Annotated in this window: 3 protein-coding genes and 2 pseudogenes; 2 read left to right on the top strand and 3 right to left on the bottom strand. The window is 62.9% G+C overall.

Going from position 1 to position 3,865, the window contains the following annotated elements; all coding sequences use genetic code 11:
- Nucleotides 1-90 (bottom strand): annotated as a pseudogene (locus tag B3D39_RS08970) (phosphoribulokinase); the annotation flags it as partial.
- A 3-nt stretch (nt 91-93) separates the two neighbouring features.
- Complete coding sequence (locus B3D39_RS08965; protein WP_078605393.1) at nt 94-1,089, bottom strand: class 1 fructose-bisphosphatase; 996 nt, start codon at nt 1,087-1,089, stop codon at nt 94-96.
- 107 nt (nt 1,090-1,196) lie between these two features.
- Here B3D39_RS08965 and cbbR point away from each other — a divergent pair, with 107 nt between their 5' ends.
- Together cbbR and B3D39_RS08955 are read left to right on the top strand one after the other, a co-directional pair.
- Nucleotides 1,197-2,126: a LysR family regulator CbbR gene (gene cbbR / locus B3D39_RS08960; RefSeq protein WP_274963156.1), complete on the top strand. Its 930-nt coding sequence runs from the start codon at nt 1,197-1,199 to the stop codon at nt 2,124-2,126.
- A 47-nt stretch (nt 2,127-2,173) separates the two neighbouring features.
- Entirely contained in the window at nt 2,174-3,145 is a 972-nt protein-coding gene (locus B3D39_RS08955) for a quinone oxidoreductase family protein (RefSeq protein WP_274963155.1), read from the top strand.
- A 124-nt stretch (nt 3,146-3,269) separates the two neighbouring features.
- Here the strand turns inward: B3D39_RS08955 and B3D39_RS08950 are convergent.
- A pseudogene (locus B3D39_RS08950) lies at nt 3,270-3,865 on the bottom strand (alpha-D-glucose phosphate-specific phosphoglucomutase); the annotation flags it as partial.

Here is a 3,865-nt window from a genome sequence, read left to right as displayed (position 1 = left end):
ACGGAAGATCTGATCGAAGGTCGATTTCACCGTCGAGGTGCCTGCACCGGAAGAACCGACGACGGAAATGATGGGGTGTTTCTTGGACATGGATCAGCTCCGGAAGAGGCCGCGGGTGTTGAAGAGCGCGTGGGCTTCATCCTGCGGCAAGTCGTGATAGGCGGCGACGCGGGCGACCTTGCTGGCCGAGCCGAATACGAAGGGCGTGCGGGCATGCAGCCGGTCGGGCGTCGCGGACATGATGGGATCGGCGCCGTCGGTGGCCTCGCCGCCGAGCTGCTCGATCAGCATCGCGATCGGTGCGCATTCGTAGACGTGGCGCAGACGGCCGCGCTCGTAGCCGTCGCGGTCGTCGCCCGGATAGAGGAAGACGCCGCCGCGCGAGATGATGCGATGGGTTTCGGCCACCAGAGAGGCGATCCAGCGCATGTTGAAATTGCGCCCGCGCGGTCCTTCGGCACCGGCGACGAGATCGTCGATGAAGGCGCGGATCGGCTGCGGCCAGTGGCGATAGTTCGACGCGTTGATCGCGTATTCCGAGGTCTCGGAGGGCAGGGGCTTCGGATCGGCCACGCGGCGCCAGATGTCGCTGCCGGGCTCGAGCACCCATTGCTGCACACCTTTGCCGAAGGTCACGACCAGCGCGGTCTGCGGCCCGAAGATGATGTAGCCGCCCGCGATCTGCTCGTTGGCCGGGCGCAGGAAGCTGGCATCCATGTCGTCGGCGGCCTCGAAGATCGAGAAGATCGTGCCGATCGAGACATTCACGTCGATATTCGAGGATCCGTCGAGCGGATCGATGGCAAGCGCGAGCGTGCCCTCGCCGAAATCGACCACTTCGTCTTGTTCTTCCGAGGCGTAATGGCGGACCGCGCCACCTCGCAGCGCATCCATGAAGGCCTCATCCGCGATCACGTCGAGTGCTTTCTGACCGTCGCCGCCGGCGTTGGTGCCTGCGGCTTCCGCCAGATTTCCCTCGAGCCCGTTGCGCGCAATCATGCGGGCAAGCTGGGCGCCGACGCTGGTCAGGCGGGTCATTGTGTCGGCAAGATCGGCAGAAATACCGAGGCCGTCGAAACTCACGGACATCTTCTTCTCCTCCAAAGTCGATGTTCTTGTGAGCCAGACCATTGCTCGGATCGAATTTTTATGAAATTTAAATAAAGGGAACATGCGTTAAGGGAAATTGAAACTACATGCGGATGAACGCTGTAACGCTGAAGCAATTGCGCGCGCTTGATGCGGTGGCGCGGGGTGGGTCTCTGACGGCCGCCGGGGAAAGCCTGAACCTCACAACGCCCGCAATTCATACGCAAATTCGGGGTTTGGAAGATGCGGTCGGGATGAAGTTGATCCAGCGTGCCGTCGACGGTGCAGGCTCCGAGCTGACCGAGGCCGGCAAGGCGTTGCGCGAAACCGCGCTGCGGATTGAGGACAACTTGTCGCAGGCCGAGGCGACGCTGAGCGCCATCGCGCGCGGGCAGGTGGGTCGGATCACGCTCGGCGTCGTCTCGACCGGCAAATATTTCGCGCCGCGGCTGGTGAAGATGCTGCAAGACGCCCATCCCGAGATCGAGGTCGCACTGCGCGTGGGCAACCGCTCGGCGATTATTGAGGGCATCGAGCGTGGCAGTTTCGACATCGCGGTGATGGGCCGTCCGCCGCGCCATCCGCCCGTTGTGGCCGAGCCGATCGGCCAGCATCCGCATGCGCTGGTTGCACCGCCGGACCATCCGCTGATTTCCAAGGCCGACGATCTGCAGCAGCTTTTCGGCGAGACTTTCATCTCACGCGAAGAAGGGTCGGGGACGCGCATCCTGATGTCGCGCTGGCTCGACCGGGTCGGCGACGGGCGGCTCTACGACACGCTGGAGATGGACAGCAACGAGACGATCAAGCAAGCGGTGATGGCGGGTCTCGGCATCGCGTTTCTCAGCCTGCACACGGTGACGGACGAGCTGGAGACCGGACGCCTGGCGCTGATCCCGGCGCCGGGATTGCCTCTGATGCGCCACTGGTTCCTCGTGCGCCGCGAGAGCGAGCGCCCGCGCGAACTGGCGCTGCGCGTCTGGGATGAGATCGTAGAGATGAACGGAGCCTTCCTGCCGCATCCGATCCCGGATTGACGCCGGGGCCGCGCGCAGTACCTTTGCGCGGCAACAGGGAGGATAACATGGCTTATGCGATGGCAATCTCGCGCCCCGGCGGGCGCGACCAGTTCCACAAGATCGAAATCGAGGTCCCCAAGCCGGGTCCGGGCGAAGTCACTTTAAGACATACCGCTATCGGATTGAATTTCATCGATGTTTACTTCCGAACGGGGCTCTATCCGTGGCCCGTCGAGAGCGATCTGATCACCGGTGGCGAAGCGGCGGGTGTGATCGAGGCGGTCGGCGATGGCGTCGATCTGAAGGTCGGCCAACGCGTGGCCTACACGCAGCCCAACGGCGCATATGCGAGCCACCGGGTGATGGCTGCGAAAAACGTCGTGCCGATCCCGGACGATATTTCCGATGAGGTCGCGGCGGCAGTGATGCTCAAAGGTCTGACCGTGCATTACCTGATCCATCACTCATATCCCGTAAAGTCCGGTGACACCGTGCTTTTCCACGCAGCGGCCGGTGGCGTTGGCTCAATCGCGGGCCAATGGCTGAAGGCCAAGGGCGTGCGCGCGATCGGCACGGCTGGCGGGCCGGAGAAATGCGCGCGGGCGCTCGAGCACGGCTATGACGCTGTTATCGATTACCGGTCCGAGGATTTCGGCGCAGAGGTCAAACGGCTCACCGATGGCGCGGGCGTCGCGGCGGTCTATGACTCGGTCGGCGCGGATACGGTGATGACGTCGCTCGATGTGCTCAAGCGGTTCGGCACGCTGGTGTGCTTCGGGCAAAGCTCGGGTCCGGCGGATCAGTTCAAGATCGGCGATCTGGCGCGCAACTCGCTGTTCCTGACGCGTCCGACCTTGTTCCAGCACACGGATCAGCCGGGCTGGCTGCGTAACTCCGCCGCAGAACTCTTTGAGATGATTGGGAAAGGCGAGATCAAGATCGACGTGCCGCAGAGCTTTTCTCTGGAGGATGTTGCCGCAGCCCATGAGGCGCTGGAGGGCCGGAAAACGGTCGGGAGCACGGTTTTGACCCCATAATGGGCGTCAAATCGCACTTATAATTTACATAATACCGATTATCGGTATAACGCTAGTATGAAAACGGGGGGCGATTTCAGCCCCCCCGACTTTGTTTTTCGGCTGGATTTGCCGCCTGACCGGATCAGGTGATGACGTCGGGCTTCTCGCGCCCCGTACGTTCGCGGATGCCCACCAGCGCTTCTGTCGCCCGGATGATCGGTGCCAGCGCCTCTTGCGGATCATGGTCCAGCCCATCCGGTCCCGGCGCATAGCGCTCGAGATACACGCGCAGCGTCGCGCCCTCGGTGCCCGTGCCCGACAGACGCAGTACGACGCGCGAGCCGCCTTCGAACAGAATACGGAAACCCTGACCTTCTGCGACCGAGCCATCGACCGGATCGGTATAGGAAAACTCGTCTGAGCTTTCGACGACAAGCCCTTCGACCTGCGTCCCTTTGAGCTCTCCAAGGCGGCTGCGGAGATCGTCCAGCATCGCCTCTGCCTGCTCGGTCGGCAGCGCCTCGTAATCGTGGCGCGAATAATAATTGCGGCCGTAGCGCGCGAAATGATCGGCCATGATCTCCGCCACCGACATCTTCCGCGCGGCAAGGATGTTGAGCCACATCAGCACCGCCCAGAGCCCGTCCTTCTCGCGCACATGGTCGGAGCCCGTTCCGGCGCTTTCCTCGCCGCAAATCGACACGCGACCGGCGTCGAGCAGATTGCCGAAGAACTTCC

Source organism: Thioclava sp. UBA3469 (assembly GCF_002378135.1).
In the GTDB taxonomy this organism is placed as follows: Bacteria; Pseudomonadota; Alphaproteobacteria; order Rhodobacterales; family Rhodobacteraceae; genus Thioclava; species Thioclava sediminum.
This window is presented reverse-complemented; position numbering and strand designations above follow the sequence as displayed.

What these genes read in the sequence shown, in the direction of transcription:
- B3D39_RS08965 (WP_078605393.1), bottom strand. Translation starts at nt 1,089, where the DNA reads ATGTCCGTGAGTTTCGACGGCCTCGGTATTTCTGCCGATCTTGCCGAC.
- B3D39_RS08955 (WP_274963155.1), top strand. Translation starts at nt 2,174, where the DNA reads ATGGCTTATGCGATGGCAATCTCGCGCCCCGGCGGGCGCGACCAGTTC.
- cbbR (WP_274963156.1), top strand. Translation starts at nt 1,197, where the DNA reads ATGCGGATGAACGCTGTAACGCTGAAGCAATTGCGCGCGCTTGATGCG.